This window comes from Streptomyces sp. LARHCF249 (assembly GCF_052871255.1).
In genome coordinates, this window is sequence record NZ_JBIXJQ010000001.1 from 450,299 (window position 1) to 470,202 (window position 19,904).

The window sequence follows — 19,904 nt, forward strand, 5'->3', positions numbered from 1 at the left end:
TCTCGCCGGCCGGCCGGGACGTCTCCGCCGCCCCGTGCTCACTCCGGGCTCGCGGCCGCCTGGTCAGCCGGCCGCGCCCCGTCGCCCGTACCGCCGTCCAGGAGGCGGGTCGTCCGCGTCGCGTGCAGCAGGTGCCGTACGACGGGGGCGGTCACGTTCACCAGCCTCAGCGAGCGGCCGTCCCAGCGGGCGCGGCGGTCCGCCCAGAGCAGGACCCGCAGGCCTGAGCAGTCGCAGAAGCTCACGTCGGCGAAGTCGACGTCGACCCGGCGGACGCTGTCGGACAGGGCCTCGTCGAGGGCATCGCGCAGCAGGGGCGCGGTGTCGTAGTCGATCTCGCCCCCGGCGATCACGATCGCGCGCCGGCCGTGCCAGGTGACGGCCGCCCGGGCGGGCGCCGTCGGCTCAGTCATGGCGTGACTCCCCTCTCCGTGACGGCGGGCGCCCGTCGCGAGGTCGGCGCGAGCGGGGCTTCAGAGAGGCTGGGGCCGGCCGAAGAGCAGGTCGTACCCCACCGGAAGTTGGAGCAGGATGCCCTCCATGAGGTCCTCACCGGCCGCGTCGGCCACCACGCTCAGTACGGCGCCGACGTCCCAGGCGGCCGTCGCGTCGGTCGCTCCGTCGATCCACGCGGCGGTCGCGCGGACGAAGCGCTGGGGATCGAGGGGCTCCTTGGCCTGGAGCGGGTTGAGCAGAACCAGTGCGAAGGTCTCCGGCAGCCGGGCTGCCAGTTCGGATCTGACCTCGCCCACCAGGTGAGCGCCCAGCAGGCCGAGGACGACGCGCGCCGCACGCTCGGCTTCGTCCTCCGAGCGGTATTCGCCGCGCTCGCCGACCTCCTTCAGGAACGCTTCCCACCTCATCGGGACCTCCGCCTGGTGTCGGGAGCGGGGGTGGGGTCGAGAGGAAGGGGAGGGCCCCACACCCGCGGCTGGATGGGACGCGGCCGGGTCAGCCGCTGATCTGCTTGCGGTCCCCGCCACCGCTGATGCTGACCTTGCGGGGCCGTGCGCGCTCGGCGATCGGGATGCGCAGGGTGAGCACGCCTGCTTCGTACTCCGCCTGGATGTTCTCGGTGTCGAGTGTGTCGGCCAGCATGATCTGGCGCGAGAACACGCCGAGCGGACGCTCCGAGAGCTCCTTCTCCACGCTGTCGGCCTGCTCCGCGGGGCGGCGTTCGGCCTTGATCGTCAGCATGTTCCGTTCGACGTCGATGTCGATCGCGTCGGTGGAGACACCCGGCAGGTCCAGGGCGATCACATAGGTGTCGCCTTCCCGGTAGGCGTCCATCGGCATGGCGGTCGGCCGGGACCACGTGCCGTTCGCGTTCATCAACTGGGTGGCGAGCCGGTCGAGCTCCCGGAAGGGGTCGGTGCGCATCAGCATCGTGAAACACCTCCAGTCGGATCGGGCGATACGCCCGTGCGCCTCAACGTGTTTCCGTTGTAGCATGTCATCGAAACGATGACAACATCCCATGTCACTGGAAGGACGACGGGGACGAACGAAGGGGGAAGGCGGCCGTGAGCGGAGCAGGAGCCGGACTCGGAGCCGGAGCCGGAGGGCGCGACCATGGGGCCGGGCCCTCGTCCTTCCTCGCCGCTGCGGCGGCACTGAAGGCGATCGACGAAGCGGTGCGGGCGGCCCAGGCCGGGACCGCCGACACCGCGGCGCCCCCCTCGGAGCACGTACTCGACACGCTGATGCTGCTGCGCCGCGTGCGTGACCAGCTCGCCGACTGGGAGAGCGGCCTGATCGAGACGGCGCGAGACGTCGGCGCCAGCTGGGCGGAGCTCGCGGCCCCCCTGGGCGTCGCCAGCCGCCAGGCCGCCGAGCGCCGCTACCTGCGCCTGCGCCCCGGCGGAGTCGGCGCCACGGGCGACGAGCGGGTGAAGGCCACCCGCGACCGGCGAGCCGCCAACCGTACGGTCTCGAACTGGGCCCGGGACAACGCCGCCGAGCTGCGGCGGCTCGCCGGCGAGATCACCTCGCTCACCGACCTTCCCGCAGGTGCCGACCTCCCGCTCGGGGAACTCCACCAGGCGCTCGGACGCGACGACGCGGGCCACCTGGTCGTGCCGCTCGCCGCCACGCTCCCCCACCTGTGGGAGGCACACCCGGATCTCGCCGGCCGCGTGCAGAGCCTCACCCACCACACGGACCGCCTCCGCGAGGACAGCGACCACCGCCGGCGCACGACGCGCTGAGCCGCTGAGCCGCTCGTCCGCCTACGGCGTGCCGGGAATCCGGACCGTGACGAGGAGACCGCCGGCGGGGCGGGGGACGAGGTCGAGGGTCCCGCCGTGGGCCCGGACGATGCTGTTCACGATGGCCAGGCCGAGGCCCACGCCGGCGTGCTCGTCGGTGCGTACGCGTTCCGTTCCGCGCTGGAAGGGTTCGGTGAGCGTCGGTACCAGTTCCGGCGGGAGCGGATGGCCCGTGTTCTCGACCCGCAGCACGCTCGCGTCGCCGTGCGCTCCGGTGTGGACCGTCACGGTGCCGCCGGCGGGGAGGTTGTGGACGATGGCGTTCTGCACGAGGTTCGTCATCATCCGCAGCAGGAGCTCCGCGGAGCCGCTGGTCCGCGTCGCTCCGCCGGTGACGTCGAGGGTGATCCCGCGCCGTTCGGCGAGGGGCAGCAGGGTTTCGGCGGCTTCTTCGGCGACGAGGGAGAGGTCGACGCTCTCGCGGGTGACGTGTGCGCGGTCGCTGCGGCTGAGCAGCAGGAGGGCCTCGGTGAGGTCGATCGCCCGCGTATTGACAGCGTGCAGGCGTTCGATGAGTTCGTCCCGGTCCCGTGCGGGGTCCTTGCGGGCGACGTCGAGGAGCGACTTCGAGATCGCCAGCGGGGTGCGCAGTTCGTGGGAGGCGTTCGCGGCGAACCTCTGCTGTTCGGCGACGTGGGCTTCGAGTTGTTCGAGCATGGTGTCGAACGCGTCGGCGAGTTGCCGGAATTCGTCCTGGCGGCCCTCCATGCGGATCCGGTGGGACAGCGATCCGCCCGCGGCCGTCCGTGTCGCGTCCGCGATCCGTGTGAGCGGTGCGAGCATCCGGCCGGCGAGGAACCATCCCCCCAGGAGGCCGAACACGAGGAGGAAGGCCATGGCCACGGCCGCGGCAGGGGCGAAGGTGCGCACGAGGAGGTAGCGGTTGGGTGCGATCCCGAGAAGGCCCTTGGGCGTGTCGGGTACGTAGCGCAGCAGGAACACCCACACCACGGCCAGCAGGAGAGCGCCGGCGATCAGGAGGAATCCGGCGTAACTGAGGGTGAGCTTCAGTCGGGCGCTGGGCCCTGGGCGTCTACGCATGAGCACTGCCGCAGTGGGTGGTGTCCATGCCGGTGTCGATGCGGTAGCCGACGCCGGGCACCGTGATGATGATCCATGGTTCGCCGAGCCGTTTGCGCAGTGCGGAGACGGTGATGCGCACGGCGTTGGTGAGGGGGTCGGCGTTCTCGTCCCAGGCCCGTTCCAGCAGCTCTTCGGCGCTGACGACCCCGCCCTCGGCGGCGACGAGGACTTCCAGCACGGCGAACTGTTTGCGGGTGAGCGCGACGTAGCGTCCGTCGCGGAAGACCTCCCGGCGGAAGGGGTCGACCCGCAGGCCCGCGATCTGGCGGACGGGAGGCCGGGCGTAGGCGCGTCTGCGGTCGAGCGCCCTCAGCCGCAGCACGAGCTCCCGCAGCTCGAACGGCTTGGTGAGGTAGTCGTCGGCGCCGAGCCCGAACCCGGAGGCCTTGTCGTCGATCCGGTCGGCAGCGGTGAGCATGAGGATCGGAATGCCGCTGCCGGAGGCGACGATGCGCCGGGCGACCTCGTCGCCGGAGGGGCCGGGGATGTCGCGGTCGAGGACCGCGAGGTCGTAGGAGTTGACCCCGAGCAGTTCCAGGGCGGAGTCGCCGTCGCCGGCGATGTCGGCGGCGATCGCCTCCAGCCGCAGACCGTCCCGGACGGCTTCGGCCAGGTAGGGCTCGTCCTCGACGATCAGTACGCGCATGTCGGAAGCCTAAGCAGCAGAACATATCGCCGACGTATGCAACGACGTGTGCAGCGACGTGCGCGTACGGGACACGCGGCTCAGCCCGCCGGTGCCGGCGCGGGGCGAGGCCGGTCCGACGGCGCTTCCGCCGTCGTGCGCCACCAGCGGCGCGACGCCAGCGCGGCCAGCACGGCGCCGGCGGCGTTGACCAGTACGTCGTCCACGGAGGACACCCGGTCCAGCCGCAGGACGTACTGGGCGGTTTCGACCAGGACCGAGCAGCCCGCCCCGAGGGCCAGGATCCGCGGCAGGGACGCCATCGCCGCGAACCGCATCGGGGCGAAGAACCCCAGCGCCGCGAAGACCAGCAGGTTGCCCACGGTCCCGAGCGGCCCCATCGTGAGCAGGTCCCGCAGCGGTACCAGGCTCACCCGGCCCGGGACGATGCCGGCCCCGGCGCCCGGCATCATGGTCATCCAGAGGAACGGCACCGTCCCGTGGACCATGCCCACCTCGGCCAGCGACATCCGCCACGCCGATGTGACACCGGCGGCGCGCCGACGGAGCGCCACGGCCCCCACCACGAGCGCGGCCAACGGAAGCGCGACCAACGTCATGAGCACCACACCGTTGAACGTATCGAAGCAGCCGTGCCACCGCCCGGCCATGCACATCGGAGCGGACATCATGAGCGGCCGCCGCACGGCGAACGCGGCGCTCGCCATGCCGAGGATCGCCAGGCTGAGGAGCACGATCCTGCGCGTGGGGCGGGGCGGTGCTGCCAGGGATGCGTTGTGGTTCATGCCCCCATGGGAGACGGAGGGCCGTTGCGGCGGCGTATGCGATTTTCGATACGCCCGCGATACACGGAGCCCGGACACCGGGCGGTCATCTGCCGGTTGCTCGGGATGTGTTCCGAGTCCTCCCGCTCGTCGCGATCAGGGCCTTACCATGCGCATGCGAGGCGCGTGGAGCGCACCGCGGGGGCGTCAGGGGGAGGCGCGATGGCCGCACGACGGTACGACCGCATGTCCGGATCGCGCGACCTGTCCGAGGAGTTGTCGGACCACGCCGGGCGCGGGCTGCCGGGCGGAGTGGAGCTGTACCACCTGAGGCCGGACGGCGGCATCGTGCTGGCCGACCGGGAGGGGGCCCGGGAGCTCGGGCCGGAGCGGGAATTCCTGCGGTTCATCGACGACGGGCAGTTCGCGCACTACCTCGTGGGCGACGCCGGCACCTCGCCGGAGCGGCCCTCCAACGCCACCGTGAAGCTCGGAGTGGTCGGCCCGCGCAGCGCCTTCACCCCGCACGCGCACGGAGGCGAGCACTTCGTCCTCAGCCTCGGCCACGCCGCGTGCGGACTGTACGACGCGGACCGCGACCGGGTCACGGAAGTCCGCCTGGCACCCGGCATGTTGATCCGCATCCCGGAGATGATGCCGCACTCCTTCGCGAACCGGGGTGACGCCCCGCTGACGATCCTCGCCGCCAACACCGGATACGGGATCGACCACGAGGACTACGCGATCACCGCGGCGGAAGCCGAGCAGCGGGCCGCCGCGAGCTCCGTGCGCCCCGGCCCGGCGGGGGGACGCACCGTTCCGACGGCCGCCGCCACCGCGATCACATCCGCCACCGACTACCGGGCCCTCGCCGCCGCGCTGCGCGACATCGAGCGCGCCCAGCGGGTCCACGGCATCTCCGGCACCACCGTACGCGAGCGGCTGGCCGCACGGCTGCGCCGAGCCGCGACCGCACTGGAGGTCCACCGGTGATCTGCCCGAACTGCGAACGCAACCTGCTCCGCAAGGAGCGCACCGGAAACATCTGCAGCCACTGCAAGCGCCCCTACGCGCTGGACCCCAAGACCAACTCCCTGCGCCTCAGCGACCTCCGGGTGCGCCGGATCACGACCGAACTGACGGACAACGGCCGGATCCGGGTCACCCCGGGCCAGTTGTGGTACGCACTGTCGCGCAAGCGCATCAGGGAGGCCGAGTTCGCACCCGGATGCGCGGGCGGGGCACTGTTCGGCGGCGTGCTCTTCGGCTTCTGGGGCATCTTCGGCGGGATCCCGTTCATGCTGTACCTCGCCGCGGCCCTGCTGGCCACCGCGCTCGGCATCGTGACCGCCCGGCTGAGGGGAGCGGGCCGGGGCATCCCGCCCATGACCCGCGCAGCCTTCCGTACCGAGGCGCTTGGCGAGTGGCTGCGGGTGTACGGAAGCCTGCCGCCCGGCGTGGTCGACGACATCGGCCGCCCCTGGTCCCGGCCGGCCGACGCGCCCCCGCCCCACGCCGTAGTCGTCTGTCCCGACCCCTCCATCGCCGCCTTCCTCGCCGCCGACGGCCTGCCCGAGCGCCACGGCATCGCGCTCGTCAAGGACCCCGGGCACGTCACGGCCCTGCTCCCCGCCCTGCCCCCGCGCGGCCCGGTCCTGGTGCTCCACGACGCCGACGCCCCCGGCGAACTTCTGCTGCGCCGGCTCCGGGAGAGCCTTCCCGGCCGCCCGGTGGTCGACGCCGGAGTATCGCTGCGCACGGTCCACGGCGTGCCGAAGGCCGTGGCGTACCGCGACCCCGACCGGAAGCCCACGGCGGAGGAGATGCGCCGGCTGACCGCCCTCGGCGAGTTCACTCCGGAGCAGCTGAAGTGGCTGGCACAGGGCTGGCGGTTCCCGCTCGTCGGCCTCCCTCCGGCCCGGCTGCTCGCCGTGCTCGACCGGCGCGCCGAACAGATCGGCCGCAGCCTCGACACCGAACGGCGCCACGCCGCGGACGTCGGCTTCATGACCTGGCCCTGGGCGGCCGGGGACGGCCCGGAGCCGGCGGGTGGACGGTGATCTGCCCGAACTGCTCGGCCGAGCTGAAGCGCACGGAGCGCACGGGCCAGGTGTGCTCGCACTGCCACCGCCGCTTCGCCCTCGACCCGAAGGTGCACGGCAGCGGCATGCACGACCTGCGGATCCGCCGCTGCCTGGAGTCCCTCACCGACCACGGCCGGCTCCAGGTGACCGTCACCCAGCTCTGGTACCGGGCCCGTACGTCCAGCGGCATCCGGAAGGCGCGCGAGGCGCGCGGGGTCCGGCCCCGCACCAGCTGGCTCGCTGGTCTGACGGTCTGCGCCGGGCTCGTCGCGTACGCGTTCCTCAGCAGCGGTACCCCCTCCGCCGTGGCCGGGACCGGCGCCGCCCTCGTCCTCGCGGTGCCCGGGCTCATCCCGTACGAGCGGGCCCGGCCCGCGGGCTCGTACCTCAGCCCCACCGAGGAGCACTTCCGGCAGGCGATGACCGGCGACTGGCGCAGGGCGTACGGGGAACTGCCGCCGGGTGTGGTGGACGACGCGAGGCGCGTCCCCGGTCACGCCGCGCCGCGGCCGCCCCGGCCCAGGGCCGTGATCCTGTGCACCGACCACGCCGTCGCGGTGTTCCTCGAGGCCAACGGCATGCCCGAGCGGCTGCGGGCGGTGCTGGTGGAGGCGGATCCGGCCTCCGCCCACGACGCCCTCGTGGATCTCCCGGGCCGGCTCCCGGTCGTCGTGCTGCACGACGCGAGCGCACTGGGCGCGCTGTTGGCACCGCTCCTGCGGATCACCCGTCCGGACCGGGTCGTCGTGGACGCCGGGCTGCCGGTGGCCGCGGTCCGGCGCAGGCGCGACGCCGTCCACCGGTTCGCGCCCGTCCCGGCCGGCTCGACCTCCCCGGCCGTGGACGCCGGGGAACTGCGCGCCGTGGCGGGCCTGTCCGAGGAGGACGCCGCGTGGGTGGCCGAGGGGTTCTGGAGCCCGATCGCGTCCGTGCCCCCGCCGCTGCTCGCCTCCGTCGTCGAGGAGGCGGTGGAACGGGCCGTCGCCGCGGCCGCGGCGCCGCCCGGCTCCATCCCGGAGTACGGCTTCATGACCTGGCCGGACGCCGTCGGCGCGGCAGACGCGGACACCGCCGGCAAGAAGGGCACGCCCACCGCATGAGCATGAGCATGAGCATGAACACGAGCACGAGCACGAGTAGGGGCAGGGGTAGGAGTACGCGCACCGCCTTCGGCGACCGGCTGCTCGATCTCGCGATCGGCGCGGCAGCCGCCCGCGCGGCCGACCCCGGCGGACTCCGGTTCACGGAGCGCCAGCTCTACTACGAGACCTGCCGCGTGCTGAGCCCGGCCGCACCGCTCCTGCGCCGCGTCCCCGGTACCCCGCCGCCGGCGTTGCGCCTGCCCTCGTTCACCCGCGCCCTGGACGCGCGGGGGCGGGAGGGCGTACCGGGACTGCTGCCGGCCGCCGAGCCCCCTGCGGACCCGGCAGACCGTGCGCGGTACGGGCCCTGTGAACCGGACCTCTACGACTACGGACTCCCCCGCCTGCTGCTCTGCCAGGACCGGTCGGTCGCGGCGATGCTGCTCGCCAACCACGTCCATCTGGAGGCGGCCTGTCCCGTCCTCGCGGCAGCCGACGCCCTGCCCCTGAACCCGCTCCTCCGCGCGGCCCTGGAACGGGCGCAGGGCGCCACGGTGCACGTCCTGCACGACGCGAGCCCCGCGGGCGTGGGGCTCCCGGCGCGCGTACGAGCCGCGCTCGGCCCCGTCCCGGGGGTGCGGGTCAGCTCCCTCGGGCTCGTACCACGGCACGCCGCGGCTCTGCGGCTGCCGTCGGGACGCGGCCCGGCTCCCGCCCCGGCGGGGGGCGCCGACTGGCCGGGGGCACTGCGCCCGCGCGAAGCCGCGTGGCTGGCGCGGGGCCGGTTCGCCGAGGTCGCCGCCGTACCCCCGGCCGGGCTCGTACGGACGGTGCTGCGCCTGACCCGGGGTCCGCGGCCGCCCCGCGACTCCATGTGGGGCGGGCTGAGCGGTCTGCGCACCGCCGGCTTCATGACCTGGCCCGCCGCGTGAACGGCCCCCGTGACCCCTTCCACACACCCGAGGTACGCACACGATGATCCGTCCCCAAGAGATCGGCTACGCGGACGAACTCCTCGCCGACGGCACGGTCCACCGCAGGTACGAAGGCGGCCTCGAGGAGTGGCGCAGCCGTACCCCCGGCCGCCCCCACTCGGTGCGCTGGCATGACAACCGGGGTGGCTCGGGGACCGACGAGCTGCTCGGCAACCGCGTCATCAAACGCACCCTCGCCGACGGCACCGCCACCTACGCCCGGGACATCGGCTACGGCCGTACGGTCTGGCAGCGTGGCGAGCGGGTCACCGTCAACCGGAGCTCCTTCGGCGGCCGGATGGGCGTGCTGCTCGCGGGCCTCGGGGTGGCGGCCTTGGCCATCACGGCCGCCCATCTGCCTCCGCTGAGCATGACCCCGGAGGAGGAAGAGGCGCTGCGCCGCCAACAGGAGCAGAGCCAGGCCTCGTCGTCCGGCGGCGACGGCGGAGGCGGGGACTCCGGAGGCGGTGCGGAGTCCGGCGACGACAGCTGGGAAGCGGGTTGGGACGGCGACGACGACGCCTGGAGCGATGACGACTTCGGCTGAGCCGGCGCGATGAGCGCGAAGCACAGGGCACCGATCACAGAGCAGTACGCGAGCACTGCGCGAGCACTGCGCGAGCACTGCGCGAGCACTGCGCGAGCGCCAAAGGAAAGGAGCCAGCCGTGGCACGCTTCTGCGCCTGCCTGGCCGATACCACCGGGCAGGCCCTTGCCCACCTCGAGGCGATGGGCGCCGCAGGAACGGGCCGGCTCCCCGTGGACGTACCGGGTGCCGGGCTGGGCCTCATCACCGGCGAGCCCGGCCGTGCCGCCGGCCCGTTCACGGCGTACGGGCGCACCGCGGTCGGTGAGGTGACGCTCCACAACCGCCCGGCGCTGCTCACCGCCCTCACGGCCCGGGGCGCCGCCACACCGCCGCCTCCCGACTGCTCCGACGGCGAACTCCTGCTCCGCTGTTGGGCATTGCTCGGCGAGGCCGGAGTGGCACTCGCCGAAGGGATGTTCGTGCTGGCGGTGCTCGACGGGCCCGATCTGGTCCTGATCCGCGACCACGTCGGCGCCCGGACCCTCTACTACGCGCGGGCCGGCGGCGCCTGGGCCGCCTCCACGTCGCTCCGAGCGCTGCGCCGCTGGCCGGCGCTCGGCACGTCCGTGAACCTGTCGGCGGTCCGCTCCTTCCTCACCTTCGCGTACCTGCCCGGGGAGGAAACCCTGCTCACCGGGGTCCGCGAGGTGCTGCCCGGCCGGGTGCTGCGCCTCGCGCGCGGCGGCCGGGCCACCGAAACGGTCCACTGGGAGCCCCGGGAGCAGATCGCACACCCCGTCCCCGGCGATCCGGCCGGCCATGTCCTGGCCCTGCGCGCCCTGTTGGAGCAGGCCACGGCGGCCCGGCTGCCCGTGGCGGAGCCCGCGGCGGTGCTGCTCTCCGGGGGCATCGACAGCTCCCTCGTCACGGCCCTGGCGGCGAAGCTACACGGCCATCCCGTCCACACGTACTCGATCAGCTTCGGCGACGACCTGCCGAACGAGCTCGGCTACTCCGGTCTGGTGGCCTCCCACTGCCACACCCGGCACCGGATCCTGAACGTCTCGGGGGCGGCGGTCGCGGCGCGGCTGCCCGAGGCCGCGGCGCTGCTCGACAGCCCGGTCGGGGACCCGCTGACGGTGCCGAACCTGATGCTGGCGGAGGCCGTGGCCGCGGACGGCGCCTCCGTGGTGCTCAACGGCGAGGGCGGCGATCCCGTCTTCGGCGGGCCCAAGAACCTCCCGATGCTGGTGCAGGAGATGCAGAGGACGCCGGGCGCGCCCTGGGACGAGGACCGGGCGACCGCGTACCTGCGCTCGTACCACAAGTGTTGGACGGATCTCCCGGTCCTGCTGACGGCATCCGTCCTCGACGCGCTAGGGGACGCTCCGCGCCTGGAGCGGCACGTGGAGCCGTACCTGCTGCCCGAGGCCGGCGGCGGCGGCCCGTACGCCATGGAGCACCTGCTCAACCGGCTGCTCCACTGCAACCTGCGGACCAAGGGGGCGCACCACATCCTGACGAAGGTGGAACGCCTCACCTCGTCCCGGGGCGTGGAGGGCCGCTCCCCGCTCTTCGACCGGTCGGTGATCGACCACGCCTTCGCCACACCGCCGGGCTGGAAACTCCGCGGCACGGCCGAGAAGTGGATCCTCAAGGAGGCCGTACGGGACCTGCTGCCGGGCACGGTGGTCGACCGCCCGAAGAGCGGGATGCGGGTGCCGGTCCAGCAGTGGCTGACCGGTCCGCTGCGCGATCTCGGCCACGAACTCCTGCTCGGCCGGCGCTCCCGGCAGCGGGGCCTGTTCCGTACGGAGACCATCCGTACCTGGCTGAAGGGCGAGGGAACGCTGCTGCCCCGCCAGGGCGGCAAGCTGTGGCTGGTGCTGACGCTGGAGCTGTGGCTGAGGTCGTACGACGTATGAGTCCCGATGAGTCGCGGGCCTAGTGCGCGCGGCCCGTGGTGGAGGCGAAGCCCAGCCAGGTGTGGCGGTTGCCCCACCAGCACCAGCCGATCTTCGGGGCGTTGCGCCGCTCGCGGCCGTCGCGCCCGCTGCCGTTGCTGATCCAGATCGCCGGGGTGCGGGCGTCGAGGGAGCCGTTCGCCTTGCGGAGCCGGGAGCCGATGGTCATGAAGCAGCGGTTGCGTTCGAGGACCGCCGGCTGCTGGAGCACCCAGTGGATGCCTTCGGTGAGCAGCAGCGGAGTGCGGCCCTCTTCGGTGAGGGCGGGCAGTGCCTCCTCCGGGCTCCAGTTGGCCATGTGGTCGCCCCGGTCGAGGCCGTGGACGAGGTAGAGGGGTGCGTCGGGCACCTCGACGCCGCAGGGGTCGAAGCGGTCGACGTCGGGCATGTCGGTGACGACGAAGCCGGGCTTGCCGTCGTGGCGGAGCAGCGGTGCGAGGGCGGAGGCGGGGATCCGGTCCGGGTGGACGGCGAGCAGGGCGCCGCCCTGCCCGCTGCCGGCGGCCTCGGCGAAGGTGCGCAGCTCCTCGGCCGTCATCCCGGCGAGCGCGTGCACCCCGAGCGTGATCAGGTGTTCCGCCTGGGCGGCGAGCGGCGGCAGAAGGGGCACGTGGGCGGTGGACAAGGTGTCGGACACGGTACTCACTCATCGGCTCGCGGTGTGGATCAGCGGACCTGGGATCAACGGGGCGGCCCGCCGGAAGGTTCCCGGCGGCTTCCCTGCCGGTCGGCGCGGGCGCGCAGCAAGAAGGCGATCCAACTGCGGTAGGGCTGCCACCTCTCGGCGATGCCGGCCAGCACCGGGAGGTCGGCCGTCCGGGTCCCCAGGCGGTAGGCCTCGGCCATGGCGGCGTGCAGTCGGGGTTCGTGACGGGGGAACACGTCGGGGTGGCCGGCTCCCCGTACGAGGATGAGCTCGGCGGAGAACGGGCCGATTCCCTGCAGTTCCCGGAGTGCCGCAAGGGCGTCTTCGGCCGGCAGCGCGCGCAGGCGGGCGGCGTCCAGTTCGCCGGCGGCCGCGGCTTCGGCCACGGCGTGCAGCCGCTGGATCTTCACCTCGGTCAGGCCGGGAAAGCTCGTGATCGTCCGCAGGGCCGGCGGGGCGGGGAAGGCGAACAGTTCTTGGCCCGCGACCTCGACGCGGTGTCCGTGCCGCTGGGCGAGCAGGGTTTTCACGGCGGCGGCGTGGCTCATGCGGACCCGTTGGCCGATGACCGCCCACGCCGCGGCCTCGTAGGGCGAGTTGAAGCAGACCGGGCGCAGGCCGGGGAACTCCCGTAGCAGCTCGGCGACGACCGGTTCGGCAGAGCCCAGCGCGGGGAGGCGCGTGCCGTCCACGTCGACGGAGAGGATGCGGGCCACGTCGGCCGCGGCCTTGTCGCGCGGGTCGGGGTGCGGCGTGGCGGGCAGCGCCGCCCCACCGGCGCCGTGGGCGCCGGTGGGGCGAAGCGCGACCTCGGCCCGCACCACGCCGACCGAAGCGGCCGCCGCCGTCTCGTCCTGTTGCACCGCGGCCGTGACGGTGAAGCGGCCGTCGTCCGTGGGGAAGGCGAGCCGGAGGGTCCCGTCCTGCCCGCCGTGGTACGGGGCCGGGGTGAAGCCCTCCAGGAACCGCAGGCCGGCCGCGAGTGAAAACGGGCCTCGGGGGGTGAAGACGACGGCGGCCACGCTCAGCCCCCGTGCACGGTGAGGCGGTAGCCCTCGGGCCCGGTGAACGTGAACGTCGGCCCGAACGGGCTGTCTTGGAGCGCGGTGACGGCGACCCCGGCCGTCACGAGCTGCTCGCGCAACTGCGCCGCGTTCGTGCTGCGCAGCCATAGCGCCACGCCCAGTCCGCGGCGTGCGTCGCCGTCCAGGTCGACGCCCGGAAGCGGCTCGCGGACGGCGAGCGGGATCGGGCCGTCGGCGAAGACGACCGCGCCGGGCGGCGAAGACGGCGCACGGCACATACCGAGATGTCCCTCGAAGAAGGCCGCTGCGGCCTGCACGTCCTTCACCTGCAAGGCGATGAAGTCGGGGCCGTCGACAGTGGCGGGCATGGTTCCTCCCGGAAGGTTGATGTCAATGTTTTGACATAGAGAACCGTAGGCACCTCCGCTCAGGTATGTCAAAATGCTGACATGGAAGACCGTGCACCCGTCCCCCCGCCCCACCCCGCCCAGAACGTCACCGAGCACGTGGGCTACCGCCTCAAACGCGCCTCAGCCGCCCTCCGCGGCGCCATGGACAAGGCCCTGCGCGCGCACGACCTCACCGTCCCGCAGTACTCCTGCCTGGAACTCCTCGACCAGAAGCCGGGACTGTCCAACGCCGACCTGGCCCGTGGCACCTTCGTCACCCGGCAGTCCGCGAACGTCGTCCTGCGCGGCCTGAAAGAAGCCGGTCTCATCACCCGGCCCGCCACCACCGACCACGGCCGGGCCCTGCCCGTCCACCTCACCCCCGCCGGACACGAGCGCCTGCACGCCGCGCGCGCCGCCGTCTACGCCATCGAAGAACGCATGATCAACGCCATCCCCGGCGAGCGCCTGGCGGCGCTCCTCACGGACCTCGACACCATGGCCGAGGCGCTCGGCGAGTAAGCGACGACGCGCAGCACGGGCATGCCGACGTCTCGGGGGCCGCGTCCAGGGTGTCAACCGCCATATACGCCCGCCCGGTTGTGGTATCCCTCACCGTGCGTACCGGTTGTGGCCGGAAGTTATCGTCGCAGCCATCCGAACCAGTGAGCTGATTCACACCATTGGAGGGTGGATGTACCCAGTTCTCGGCAGGCTCGGTGGGGCTGCCGCGGCCCTGCTGCTCGGCGTCGGCGTGCTCCTCGGCGGCCCGGCCCCGGCCGCCGCCACGGGTGCCGCGGCCGCCGTCCCGCCCGTGGCCGGCAACCTCAAGGCGTACAACGTCGACGGCGTCTACAGCGCGGGCGTCTCGAGCGGCGGGTACATGGCGACCCAGTTGCACGTGGCCTACTCCAGTACCTTCAAGGGCTCGGCCGCCTTCGCCTCAGGACCGCAGTACTGCGCCCAGAACGACCTGGGCAAGGCCCTGAACGCATGTATGGAGGTCTACCAGGACCTCCAGCTCGCCACCCTGAAGCAGACCACCGCGAACTGGTCGGCGCAGGGCGCCATCGACGACGCGTCCGGACTGAGCGGCGACCCCGTCTACGTGTTCAGCGGGTCCAACGACTCGACCGTCGAACGCCCGGTGTCCACGGCGCTGAACGACTACTACCGGCACTTCGGCGCCAACGTGCTCTACAACAGGAGCACCACCGCCGGCCACGCCTGGATCAGCCCGCTCGGCCCGAACGCGTGCACCGCCACCGCCAACCCGTGGATCAACAACTGCGGCTTCGACGCCGAGCGCGAGTTCCTGGGGCACCTCCTCGGCTCGGTCAGCGCGCCCGCGGCCGCGCCCGGCGGCAGCCTGATCCGGTTCGACCAGAACCCGTACGCGCCCGGCGGCGCCGCCAACCCGATCTCCATGGACGAGAACGGCTTCGTCTACGTCCCCACGAGCTGCGCGAACGGCGCGGCCTGCAAGGTGGTCGTCGCCCTGCACGGCTGCAAGCAGGGCTACTCGTACCAGGGCTTCGGCACCCAGTTCATCGACAAGGCGTACCTCAACGAGTACGCCGACACCAACCGCCTGATCGTCCTGTACCCGCAGGCCGTCCCGACCACGACGCTCGACAACCCCAACGGCTGCTGGAACTGGTGGGGCTACCTCGGCGACTCCGCCTACGCGCGGCACGGCGGCAAGCAGATCGAGACCATCATGGGCATGGTCAGGGCCCTCGGCGGCACCGGCTCGACGCCGCCGCCCGCCGGAACCCTCACACTGCCCAGCCTCGACGCCGAGGACGGCTACATCAAGGCCGCGGGTGACGGCTCGGGCCCGGCCGTCGGCACCCTGGAGGACACGTACGGCCTGGCCCTGGGACGGGGCGCCGACGGCAGGTTCAACCGGAGCATGCTGTCCTTCGACACCGGCGCCGTTCCCGCCGGGAAGGAGATCACGCGCGCCTGGGTGACCCTGACCAGGAGCAGCGGGTCGGGCGACCCCTGGGCCGGGCCGGCCGGCAACCGGCTCCTGGTCGACGTGCACACCGGCTGCCTCGGCGGCTGCGCGGTGGAGACCGGTGACTGGGCCGCCGCCGCGACGGCCGCGGGCGCGGCCGACATCGGGCCCTTCGCCTCCGGCAGCAAAGCCTCCGGCAACCTGTCCGCCGCGGGTCTGTCCGCGATCAACCGCTCCGGGCGGACCCAGGTCCGCCTCCGGTTCGAACAGAACCAGACGGCCACGGCCTACCTGTTCGTCAACAAGGACACGCAGGCGACCCTGACCGTGGAGTACCGGTAACGGCTCTCTCCGGTGTCGGCATGACCATGGAGTCCACGCCCGACGGCGGGTGAGCCGGCCCTTGTGACGAGGAGGCGGGCGAGGCGCTCTCTCATCTCGGGGCTGGAGCGGCTCCGTGAGGTCGCGGAGCGGCAGTCGGGACCGTCGTAGCCGCGGCGGTCGCCTGGGCCAGCAGCCGGAGGGCCGTACGGCCCTCCGAGCCGGCGGGGGCGGTCGCCACGACGAGGATCTGCTCGTCGGAGAGTCTGAGCGCCTGCTGGGTGACGGTCAGCGAGCCCACCAGCGGATGCCGCATCTCGTGGTCGGCGAAGGTGCAGGGCCGCACCCGATGGTCGGCCCACATCGTCGCGAACTCGGTGCTGCGCATGCTGAGTTCGCCGATGAGGGCGGCCAGCAGGGCGTCGTCGGGGTGGCGGCCCGCCGCGTACCGCAGATTGGCCACGATGGCTCGGGCCTTGCTCTCCCACGAGCCGTACAGGTCGCGCATGTGTGCGTCGAGGAAGATGAGCGAGGCCATGTTGGGGCGGTCCGCGGGCCGGTCCGGCGCCAGCGGGTCCAGGTGGCCGGCGAACAGGGCGTGGCCCAGCGGGTTCCAGGCGAGCACGTCGGTGCGCCGGCCGGTGAGGACGGCCGGTACGTCGGGCATGGAGTCGAGCAGCGTACGGGTCGCCGCGTCGACCCGCTCCTGCGGCGGGCGGCGGGCCGGACGGCGCCGGACGGTGGCGCCCGCGAGGTCGTGCAGGTGCCGGCGCTCGGCCTCGTCCAGCCTGAGCGCGTGGGCGAGCGCGTCCAGCACCTCCGAGGACGCGTGGTGGGAATGCCCTTGCTCCAGGCGGGCGTAGTACGAGGCGCTGACCCCGGCGAGCAGGGCGAGTTCCTCGCGCCGCAGGCCCGGGACGCGGCGCCGTTCCCCGTACGTGTCCAGGTCGATGTCCTCGGGCCGCAGCTGGGACCGGCGGGCCTGCAGGAACGCCCCGAGGGTGCTTTGTCCGTCCATGGAGCCCAGTATCCGTCGGCTGTCGGCCGGTTGCCTCTCCCTGCCGGGGATAGGCAGAGCAGGGTGTGGCCGGCTTCCCGCCTCCCGCGCAGCCTTGGGGCCATGGACACCATCGAGTTGGGCAATGTCACCGTGACCCGGGTCCTCGAGGTCTACGGACCGGCCGGGCTCACCCCCCGCGCCTTCTTCCCCGAGAGCAGCGAGGACGTCTGGACCGAGGAATCCGCCTGGCTGCGGCCGGAGTTCGCCGACGGCGAGCCGACGGTCGTCAACGCCGCGCTGCAGACGTGGATGCTGCGCAGCGGGGGCCGCACCATCCTGGTCGACACCGGCGGCGGCAACCACAAGCCGCGCCCCGGCACCCCCTGGGACCAGCTGGAGACCGACTTCCTGGGAAACCTGGCCCGGGCCGGCGTACGGCCGGAGGACGTCGACATCGTCGTCAACACCCACCTGCACGCCGACCACGTGGGCTGGAACACCCGGCTGGAGGGCGGCGACTGGGTGCCCACTTTCCCGAACGCCGACTACGTGATCCACCGGAACGACTTCGAGTTCTGGAACCCGGCGAACGGCCACACGTCCGTTCTCGGCGAGGGCCCTTCGCAGGTCTTCGACGACAGCGTCGCCCCCGTCCACGAGGCGGGTCTGACCCGGCTGTGGGAGGGCGGCAGCCACCGGATCGACGCGAACCTGCGGCTGGAGCTCGCCGCCGGTCACACCCCCGGGTCCTCGGTGCTCACGCTCGCCTCGGGCGGCGACCGGGCCGTGTTCGCGGGCGACCTGCTGCACAGTCCGGTGCAGATCCTGGAACCGGATGCGAACAGCTGCTTCTGCGAGGACGCCGACCAGGCACGGGCCGCACGGCGCCGGATCCTCGGCTGGGCCGCCGACCACAACGGGCTGCTGATTCCGGCGCACTTCGGCGGCCACGGCGCCGCCGAAGTGGTCCGGGACGGCGGCGGCTTCGCCATCAAGGGCTGGGCTCCGTTCGCCCCGTACACCCCGGGCGACGAGGGTGACGAGGGCGACGAGGGCAAGGGCTGACCGGCGATGACAACCTCTCGGAACCGGGTCGTGGAGACCGCACTCGGCCCTGTCCGGGGCCGGGAACGGGGCGGCATCGCGGAGTTCCTGGGCATCCCGTACGCCGCCCCGCCCCGCGGCGCCGGCCGGTTCGCCGCGCCCGAGCCGCACGCGCCCTGGGCGGGGGTCCGCGACGCCACCGCGGCCGGGCCCACCGCCCCACAGGCCGCGCGCCGCCTCGGCAGCATCGACATGTCCCCCTATTTCGGCTCCGGTTGGATCCGGGGTGCGGACTACCTGGCGGTGAACGTGTGGACGCCGCGCAGCCGAGCGGACGGTGCCCGCGGGCTGCCGGTGATGGTCTTCGTGCACGGCGGCGGATACACGGCCGGGTCCACGAGCGCTCCGCTCTACGACGGCACCGCGTTCGCCCGGGAGGGCGTGGTGCTGGTGACGGTCGGCTACCGGCTCGGCGTCCTGGGGTTCCTCGACCTGCCGGACGCCCCGCGCAACCGCGGGCTGCTCGACGTGGTGGCCGCGCTGCGCTGGGTACGGGAGAACATCGCGGCCTTCGGAGGGGACCCCGGGGCCGTCACCCTGTTCGGCCAGTCGGCCGGGGCCACGATCGTGGCCGCGGTACTCGCCACGCCCGGGGCCGCCGGCCTGTTCGGCCGGGCGGTCGTCCAGAGCGGCAGCGGGCTGGGCGCGTTCAGCCCGGAGCAGGCGGCCCGGGTGACGCACGCGGCGGCGCGGGAGCTGGGCGTCGGGGCCCGCGCCGATGCCTTCGCCGCGCTGCCGGACGAGCGGCTGGCCGAGGTCGTGCCCCGGCTGTCCGGCATCGACCTGCGCACGCCCGGGGCGTACGACCCGCTGATGGGGCTCAGCCCGTTCGGTGTCGTACTGGAGGTGCAGCCGGCGCAGGCTCCGCCCGCCGCCGTCGACCTGCTCCTCGGTACGACGACGCAGGAGGGCAACCTCTATCCGTCCTCGGACGGCGAGGACGCGCTCGCCACGGCCGCGCGGGCGCATCCGGACCCGCACGGGCTGCTGGCCGCGTACCGGGCCGCCGCGCGCCCCGGCGCCCCGGATGCCGAGGTGCGCTCGGCCGTACTGGGCGACGCGCTGTTCGGCCGGGGGACGTGGGCGCTGGCGGAGGCGTACGCCGCTGCCGGGCGCCGCACCTTCCACTACGAGTTCGACTGGCGGGGCGCGCTCGGTGCCGCGCACGCGGTGGAGGTCCCGTTCCTGTTCGGGCGGACGGAGCTGCCCGGGCTCCGCGGTGAGCAGGGCTTGCTTGGCCCGGGCACGGTGCCGGGAGGCTTGGCGGAGCGGCTCCGTGCCGCGTGGGTGCGGTTCGCCCGGACGGGGGACCCGGGCTGGGCGCCGTACGGCACCGGAGGCCGGACGACGATGCGGATCGGCGAGGAGTGGGTCGCCCTGTCCGACCCGCGCGGCGTGGAACGGCGGGCGTGGGCCCACTGACACGCATCTCCCGGGTCACTGCCCGGGAGACCGCGCGCGCAGGCCGTCCATGACGAGGTCGAGGAGCCAGGCGGCACGGGGTTGCCAGTCTCCGCGGGGATCGATCTGCCAGAGGCCGGCGATCGCGAGGAGGAAGTCGTCCGCGGACACGCCCGGGCGGATGGTGCCGGCCCGTTCATTGGCGCGGAGCAGCATCTCGGCCGCGGAGGTGATCGGCTCGTGTCCGGGCTTCGCCGGGCCGCCCGGTGCGCTGGCCGCCTGGCGGATCGCGTCCGCCATGCCCGCCTTGGCCATGGCGAACTGGGCGAGCCGGTCCATCCACTCCCGCAGGGCCCGGTCCGGCGGCCGGGTCGCGACGAGGTGGGCGGCGGAGTCGGCGACCTGCTGCATCTCGTGGCGGAAGATCTCGAGGACGAGGGACTCGCGGTTCGGGAAGTTGCGGTAGAAGGTGCCCTGTCCCACGGCCGCCTTCTTGGCGATGGTGCTCAGCGGCACGTCCGCGGAGCGGGTCAGCTCGACCAGTGCCACTTCCAGGATGCGCTCACGGTTGCGTTGCGCGTCCGAGCGAACGGGCGCGCTTCTCTTCTCCTGCACTCGTTCCTCCACGCGGGTACGCCGACGAACCCGGCCTTGCTAACCGG

Annotated in this window: 22 protein-coding genes; 11 read left to right on the plus strand and 11 right to left on the minus strand. The window is 73.3% G+C overall.

Annotated elements, in window-relative coordinates; all coding sequences use genetic code 11:
- Positions 1-38: 38 nt before the first annotated feature.
- The 3 genes from ACIPUC_RS02250 to ACIPUC_RS02260 form a co-directional block, all read right to left on the minus strand.
- The gene (locus tag ACIPUC_RS02250) at positions 39-413 is read right to left on the minus strand and encodes an STAS domain-containing protein (protein ID WP_446586282.1); all 375 of its coding nucleotides are present in this window, start codon (positions 411-413) and stop codon (positions 39-41) included.
- Between the two features lie 60 nt (positions 414-473).
- Positions 474-863: a DUF2267 domain-containing protein gene (locus ACIPUC_RS02255; protein WP_446586283.1), complete on the minus strand. Its 390-nt coding sequence runs from the start codon at positions 861-863 to the stop codon at positions 474-476.
- 88 nt (positions 864-951) lie between these two features.
- Positions 952-1,386 (minus strand): Hsp20/alpha crystallin family protein, encoded by a 435-nt coding sequence (locus tag ACIPUC_RS02260; RefSeq protein ID WP_446586284.1) that lies wholly within the window; start codon positions 1,384-1,386, stop codon positions 952-954.
- Positions 1,387-1,523: 137 nt separating this feature from the next.
- On the opposite strand from ACIPUC_RS02260, the gene ACIPUC_RS02265 reads away from it, so the two are divergent.
- Entirely contained in the window at positions 1,524-2,207 is a 684-nt protein-coding gene (locus tag ACIPUC_RS02265; protein ID WP_446586285.1) for a type III effector protein, read from the plus strand.
- 21 nt (positions 2,208-2,228) lie between these two features.
- Here ACIPUC_RS02265 and ACIPUC_RS02270 read toward each other — a convergent pair whose 3' ends face one another.
- From ACIPUC_RS02270 to ACIPUC_RS02280, 3 genes are all read right to left on the minus strand, one after another.
- A complete protein-coding gene (locus ACIPUC_RS02270; protein ID WP_446586286.1) occupies positions 2,229-3,308 on the minus strand; it encodes a sensor histidine kinase in 1,080 nt (359 codons plus the stop codon).
- Positions 3,301-3,996 carry a response regulator transcription factor gene (locus ACIPUC_RS02275; protein ID WP_446586287.1) on the minus strand — a complete coding sequence of 232 codons (696 nt, stop codon included), beginning with the start codon at positions 3,994-3,996 and terminating at the stop codon, positions 3,301-3,303. Before ACIPUC_RS02275 ends, ACIPUC_RS02270 begins: the two co-directional genes overlap by 8 nt.
- 80 nt (positions 3,997-4,076) lie before the next feature.
- Positions 4,077-4,781: a VanZ family protein gene (locus ACIPUC_RS02280; RefSeq protein WP_446586288.1), complete on the minus strand. Its 705-nt coding sequence runs from the start codon at positions 4,779-4,781 to the stop codon at positions 4,077-4,079.
- Between the two features lie 201 nt (positions 4,782-4,982).
- Here ACIPUC_RS02280 and ACIPUC_RS02285 point away from each other — a divergent pair, with 201 nt between their 5' ends.
- The 6 genes from ACIPUC_RS02285 to ACIPUC_RS02310 all read left to right on the plus strand — a co-directional run bounded on the left by ACIPUC_RS02285 (position 4,983) and on the right by ACIPUC_RS02310 (position 11,354).
- The gene (locus ACIPUC_RS02285; RefSeq protein WP_446586289.1) at positions 4,983-5,753 is read left to right on the plus strand and encodes a cupin domain-containing protein; all 771 of its coding nucleotides are present in this window, start codon (positions 4,983-4,985) and stop codon (positions 5,751-5,753) included.
- Complete coding sequence (locus ACIPUC_RS02290; RefSeq protein ID WP_446586290.1) at positions 5,750-6,820, plus strand: hypothetical protein; 1,071 nt, start codon at positions 5,750-5,752, stop codon at positions 6,818-6,820. The genes ACIPUC_RS02285 and ACIPUC_RS02290 overlap by 4 nt, the downstream gene beginning before the upstream one ends.
- The gene (locus tag ACIPUC_RS02295) at positions 6,817-7,944 is read left to right on the plus strand and encodes a hypothetical protein (RefSeq protein ID WP_446586291.1); all 1,128 of its coding nucleotides are present in this window, start codon (positions 6,817-6,819) and stop codon (positions 7,942-7,944) included. The genes ACIPUC_RS02290 and ACIPUC_RS02295 overlap by 4 nt, the downstream gene beginning before the upstream one ends.
- An 8-nt stretch (positions 7,945-7,952) precedes the next feature.
- Positions 7,953-8,858 (plus strand): hypothetical protein, encoded by a 906-nt coding sequence (locus ACIPUC_RS02300; RefSeq protein ID WP_446586292.1) that lies wholly within the window; start codon positions 7,953-7,955, stop codon positions 8,856-8,858.
- Between the two features lie 43 nt (positions 8,859-8,901).
- On the plus strand, positions 8,902-9,447 hold the full coding sequence (locus ACIPUC_RS02305) for a hypothetical protein (protein ID WP_446586293.1): 546 nt from the start codon (positions 8,902-8,904) through the stop codon (positions 9,445-9,447).
- A gap of 119 nt (positions 9,448-9,566) precedes the next feature.
- Positions 9,567-11,354, plus strand: a complete 1,788-nt coding sequence (locus ACIPUC_RS02310; protein ID WP_446586294.1) for an asparagine synthetase B family protein — start codon at positions 9,567-9,569, stop codon at positions 11,352-11,354.
- 19 nt (positions 11,355-11,373) lie between these two features.
- On the opposite strand, the gene ACIPUC_RS02315 is transcribed toward ACIPUC_RS02310, so the two are convergent.
- Genes ACIPUC_RS02315 through ACIPUC_RS02325 form a run of 3 tightly spaced genes read right to left on the minus strand, consistent with a single transcriptional unit; the run spans position 11,374 to position 13,432 of the window.
- The gene (locus ACIPUC_RS02315; protein WP_446586295.1) at positions 11,374-12,030 is read right to left on the minus strand and encodes a DUF5701 family protein; all 657 of its coding nucleotides are present in this window, start codon (positions 12,028-12,030) and stop codon (positions 11,374-11,376) included.
- Positions 12,031-12,074: 44 nt separating this feature from the next.
- Positions 12,075-13,061 carry a DNA-3-methyladenine glycosylase family protein gene (locus ACIPUC_RS02320; protein ID WP_446586296.1) on the minus strand — a complete coding sequence of 329 codons (987 nt, stop codon included), beginning with the start codon at positions 13,059-13,061 and terminating at the stop codon, positions 12,075-12,077.
- Between the two features lie 2 nt (positions 13,062-13,063).
- On the minus strand, positions 13,064-13,432 hold the full coding sequence (locus ACIPUC_RS02325) for a VOC family protein (RefSeq protein WP_446586297.1): 369 nt from the start codon (positions 13,430-13,432) through the stop codon (positions 13,064-13,066).
- 81 nt (positions 13,433-13,513) lie between these two features.
- On the opposite strand from ACIPUC_RS02325, the gene ACIPUC_RS02330 reads away from it, so the two are divergent.
- Together ACIPUC_RS02330 and ACIPUC_RS02335 are read left to right on the plus strand one after the other, a co-directional pair.
- Complete coding sequence (locus tag ACIPUC_RS02330; RefSeq protein WP_446586298.1) at positions 13,514-13,975, plus strand: MarR family winged helix-turn-helix transcriptional regulator; 462 nt, start codon at positions 13,514-13,516, stop codon at positions 13,973-13,975.
- Between the two features lie 172 nt (positions 13,976-14,147).
- Entirely contained in the window at positions 14,148-15,758 is a 1,611-nt protein-coding gene (locus ACIPUC_RS02335; protein WP_446586299.1) for an extracellular catalytic domain type 2 short-chain-length polyhydroxyalkanoate depolymerase, read from the plus strand.
- A gap of 91 nt (positions 15,759-15,849) precedes the next feature.
- On the opposite strand, the gene ACIPUC_RS02340 is transcribed toward ACIPUC_RS02335, so the two are convergent.
- Entirely contained in the window at positions 15,850-16,755 is a 906-nt protein-coding gene (locus ACIPUC_RS02340; RefSeq protein ID WP_446586300.1) for a helix-turn-helix domain-containing protein, read from the minus strand.
- Positions 16,756-16,857: 102 nt separating this feature from the next.
- Here ACIPUC_RS02340 and ACIPUC_RS02345 point away from each other — a divergent pair, with 102 nt between their 5' ends.
- Together ACIPUC_RS02345 and ACIPUC_RS02350 are read left to right on the plus strand one after the other, a co-directional pair.
- Positions 16,858-17,802, plus strand: coding sequence for an MBL fold metallo-hydrolase (locus tag ACIPUC_RS02345; RefSeq protein WP_446586301.1), 945 nt, complete (start codon positions 16,858-16,860; stop codon positions 17,800-17,802).
- 6 nt (positions 17,803-17,808) lie between these two features.
- On the plus strand, positions 17,809-19,263 hold the full coding sequence (locus tag ACIPUC_RS02350) for a carboxylesterase/lipase family protein (protein ID WP_446586302.1): 1,455 nt from the start codon (positions 17,809-17,811) through the stop codon (positions 19,261-19,263).
- 15 nt (positions 19,264-19,278) lie between these two features.
- Here ACIPUC_RS02350 and ACIPUC_RS02355 read toward each other — a convergent pair whose 3' ends face one another.
- Positions 19,279-19,857 (minus strand): TetR/AcrR family transcriptional regulator, encoded by a 579-nt coding sequence (locus ACIPUC_RS02355; protein ID WP_446586303.1) that lies wholly within the window; start codon positions 19,855-19,857, stop codon positions 19,279-19,281.
- Between the last annotated feature and the right edge of the window lie 47 nt (positions 19,858-19,904).

What these genes read in the sequence shown, in the direction of transcription:
- ACIPUC_RS02250 (WP_446586282.1), bottom strand. Translation starts at nt 413, where the DNA reads ATGACTGAGCCGACGGCGCCCGCCCGGGCGGCCGTCACCTGGCACGGC.
- ACIPUC_RS02255 (WP_446586283.1), bottom strand. Translation starts at nt 863, where the DNA reads ATGAGGTGGGAAGCGTTCCTGAAGGAGGTCGGCGAGCGCGGCGAATAC.
- ACIPUC_RS02260 (WP_446586284.1), bottom strand. Translation starts at nt 1,386, where the DNA reads ATGCTGATGCGCACCGACCCCTTCCGGGAGCTCGACCGGCTCGCCACC.
- ACIPUC_RS02270 (WP_446586286.1), bottom strand. Translation starts at nt 3,308, where the DNA reads ATGCGTAGACGCCCAGGGCCCAGCGCCCGACTGAAGCTCACCCTCAGT.
- ACIPUC_RS02275 (WP_446586287.1), bottom strand. Translation starts at nt 3,996, where the DNA reads ATGCGCGTACTGATCGTCGAGGACGAGCCCTACCTGGCCGAAGCCGTC.
- ACIPUC_RS02280 (WP_446586288.1), bottom strand. Translation starts at nt 4,781, where the DNA reads ATGAACCACAACGCATCCCTGGCAGCACCGCCCCGCCCCACGCGCAGG.
- ACIPUC_RS02285 (WP_446586289.1), top strand. Translation starts at nt 4,983, where the DNA reads ATGGCCGCACGACGGTACGACCGCATGTCCGGATCGCGCGACCTGTCC.
- ACIPUC_RS02300 (WP_446586292.1), top strand. Translation starts at nt 7,953, where the DNA reads ATGAGCATGAACACGAGCACGAGCACGAGTAGGGGCAGGGGTAGGAGT.
- ACIPUC_RS02305 (WP_446586293.1), top strand. Translation starts at nt 8,902, where the DNA reads ATGATCCGTCCCCAAGAGATCGGCTACGCGGACGAACTCCTCGCCGAC.
- ACIPUC_RS02325 (WP_446586297.1), bottom strand. Translation starts at nt 13,432, where the DNA reads ATGCCCGCCACTGTCGACGGCCCCGACTTCATCGCCTTGCAGGTGAAG.
- ACIPUC_RS02330 (WP_446586298.1), top strand. Translation starts at nt 13,514, where the DNA reads ATGGAAGACCGTGCACCCGTCCCCCCGCCCCACCCCGCCCAGAACGTC.
- ACIPUC_RS02335 (WP_446586299.1), top strand. Translation starts at nt 14,148, where the DNA reads ATGTACCCAGTTCTCGGCAGGCTCGGTGGGGCTGCCGCGGCCCTGCTG.
- ACIPUC_RS02340 (WP_446586300.1), bottom strand. Translation starts at nt 16,755, where the DNA reads ATGGACGGACAAAGCACCCTCGGGGCGTTCCTGCAGGCCCGCCGGTCC.
- ACIPUC_RS02345 (WP_446586301.1), top strand. Translation starts at nt 16,858, where the DNA reads ATGGACACCATCGAGTTGGGCAATGTCACCGTGACCCGGGTCCTCGAG.
- ACIPUC_RS02350 (WP_446586302.1), top strand. Translation starts at nt 17,809, where the DNA reads ATGACAACCTCTCGGAACCGGGTCGTGGAGACCGCACTCGGCCCTGTC.